The organism is Parabacteroides sp. merdae-related_45_40 (genome assembly GCF_001915675.1).
This window is the reverse complement of the sequence record NZ_MNQY01000019.1, coordinates 2079-4822: the sequence shown is the minus strand read 5'-3', so window position 1 is coordinate 4822 and position 2744 is coordinate 2079. Positions and strand designations below refer to the sequence as shown.

General features: G+C 43.3%; 3 protein-coding genes. 1 reads left to right on the top strand and 2 read right to left on the bottom strand.

Translation table 11 applies throughout. The annotated features are described in order from the left end of the window. On the top strand, nucleotides 1-154 hold a 154-nt coding region (locus tag BHV83_RS21705), incomplete at its 5' end, for a gliding motility protein GldB-related protein (RefSeq protein WP_502687948.1). A gap of 93 nt (nucleotides 155-247) precedes the next feature. Here the strand turns inward: BHV83_RS21705 and BHV83_RS00360 are convergent. Both BHV83_RS00360 and BHV83_RS00355 read right to left on the bottom strand, forming a co-directional pair. Next, nucleotides 248-1864 (bottom strand): ABC-F family ATP-binding cassette domain-containing protein, encoded by a 1617-nt coding sequence (locus BHV83_RS00360; RefSeq protein ID WP_022322432.1) that lies wholly within the window; start codon nucleotides 1862-1864, stop codon nucleotides 248-250. Between the two features lie 472 nt (nucleotides 1865-2336). Continuing rightward, a partial coding sequence (locus BHV83_RS00355) for a DnaJ C-terminal domain-containing protein (protein WP_286755259.1) occupies nucleotides 2337-2744 on the bottom strand: 408 nt, incomplete at its 5' end.

Below are 2744 nucleotides of genomic sequence, written 5' to 3'. Positions count from 1 at the left end.
ATTCCTGGCAAGCGACGCTCCCGGAAATCTCGGCAGTTGGCTCGGCTGGCAGATTATCGACAAATATATGCGAGAAACGAATTCGACCCCAGAAGCCTTGATGCAAAACAACGATAGCCAAGCTATTCTGACCGATTCGAAATACAAGCCATAAAGCCTACGGGGGATATAAAAAAAGAAAACCGTCCTATTCTCGCGAACTGGACGGATAACCTAATCTAACTTAATTCTAATACCATGAAAAACACTATATCTTAATAACAGAACCGGTATCGAAAAGTTTAATAGAACGGTTTATTTTTATTTCTTTCACAAAATAATGATCATGCGAGATCAACAACACCGTTCCTCTATAACTCTTTATAGCCGCTGTTATTATTTCAACACTTTGTATATCCAGATTGTTCGTCGGTTCGTCTAAAATAAATACATCCGGCGCATTATTTCCGATCATAAGGCAGCAAAAGAGCAACCGGATCTTTTCACCTCCACTCAAGCAAAAACACGGCTTGTCCCATGTCTCGTAAGGAAACAAACAACGGTTCAAAATGGATTTCAATTCATGTTCAGCCAAATGCGAGGCGTTAAAACGTTCCGTCTGCTCGAACACGGTCAATCCGGGATCAAGCACGGAACATTCCTGATCAATATAAAGATAACTGAAATCAGCCCGTGTAATCGTCCCGGCCGCCGGTTTCAGTTCCCCTAACAACAATTTGACCAGGGTCGTTTTTCCGCTCCCATTATTTCCTGTGATATGAATACGGTCGCCACTCCTGACCTGAATATTCAGAGGTGACTTCCATAGGCAGGAAGAAGTGTAACCGAAATTGATCTGATCCGCAGTGATCAGAATCTTGCCGGTGTGCAGATCGGAAGAATTGAAATTTGTCTGAAGTGCCCGCAAATCGGGAATCACATCCTGAAGGCTGGCAATCGAACTTTGCAGGGAAGCCATTTTCTCCTCATGGACATCATTCAGCCGGACTGTACTTTTCTCGGCTTTATCTTTCAGCGTATTGACTGCCATGCGCGAGATCCCTTTCTTGAAACTCGACTTATCACTGCGGACATTCGACTTATTCTTCCGTTCCATCACTTCACGCGCCGTTTTACGGGCCAGACGAAGTTCTTTCTCCTTCTCACTCAACTGATTCTGCAAAGCTGTCAACGCCAACTCTTTCTGTTCTTTATAGAACTCATAATTGCCACCATAAAGTGTGACCTCACTTTTCTCAAGCTCACAAATGCAAGGCAGCAGGTTTAGCAACGTCCGGTCATGACTGACAATCAACAAGGTCGAACGTCCGCTCCGGATCATCTCATATAGCTTTTCCCGGCCGGAAACATCCAGATGATTCGTCGGTTCATCCATCAAAATAATTTCCGGTGCATGAACAAGGATACCAGAAAGGAACACTTTCGTCTTTTCTCCTCCGCTCAACGAGCACATCGGCTGGGACAGTTGCAGATGCTCCAGATTCCAAGAGGCAAGTGCGGAAAGACAACGTTCTTCCACATTCCAGTCGTCATTCAGACAGGTAAAGTTTTCTGCCGAGGCGTCACCTTCAAGAATGGCATGGAGCGCCTTTATCCGATCGTCCACCCGCAGAGCTTCCGCCACAGTCAGGTTGTCGAACTGTCCGAAATGTTGTGGAATATAATAAGGGCGTGAAGAACACACTACCTCCCCCGATGAAGGTTTCAGGTTCCCTTCAATGATACGCAACAAAGTCGATTTGCCCGTACCGTTATTCCCCACCAGCGCAAGACGCTGTCCTGTATTGACTATCAGGTTTATGTTTTGAAAAAGAGGTTCTTTGTCAGCATGGACATAGCATAGCTGATGTACGGATATACACATAGTTTTCTTTGAATTAAAAGATTATAAACTAAAAAAGATAAAATCACAAACGTGCCGAAGGATGGCACAGGATAAGGCCGGAATAAAGAATCGACAATCGAAAATGAGCAATTGGCAATTACATCAGAAAGATATTTACGATATATAGAAACCGGCTTACTTGAATATTTTCATCGGAGTATTTATATAATTCGGTTACAAAGATAATCTTTTTACCAAGTATTATCACATAATTCATAAAATAGATTTGACCAGCTGTTTCAAAGCACCAGTGTTTATTCCACAAAACAACTATCTTTCTATAAATGGATAATACTTCTTTTCACATCCAGAAGATATCGAGTTCAAAACATACATGTTTTGAAACAAGGCCTTTTCCATTTACGACCGGAAGCCAATCAGTATGGCGGAAATAAAAAGGCTGTGTCAAGAATTGCGACACAGCCTTTTTATTCCCAAACGCCACAAAATGTTAATCGAACATATGTCTGAACTTATCGAAAATCTTCTCCTTGACAGATTTCTTCGGTTGGAAATTAGGAGAATTCTCCAAGCCGTTCATGATATCCTTCTCTGACGCAGACAACGTTTCCGGAATATAAACACTTACGTTTACAAGCAGGTCTCCCGTTCCATAACTGTTAACAGAGGGAAGCCCTTTGTTTCGCAAACGGAGTACTTTCCCCGGTTGAGTCCCTGGCTCGATTTTGACTTTAGCCTTACCATCGATGGTCGGAACTTCAACTGTGCCACCCAAAGCCGCTTGAGGCACACTCAGTAACAGGTTATACAGAATGTCGTTCTCGTCACGTATCAGTTCCGGATGCGGCTCTTCTTCGACCAAGATCAGCAAATCACCGTTAATACCTCCATGACGGGC

Bases quoted from the DNA above. Each gene is read 5' to 3' on its own strand.
- BHV83_RS00360 (WP_022322432.1), bottom strand. From the start codon at position 1,864: ATGTGTATATCCGTACATCAGCTATGCTATGTCCATGCTGACAAAGAA.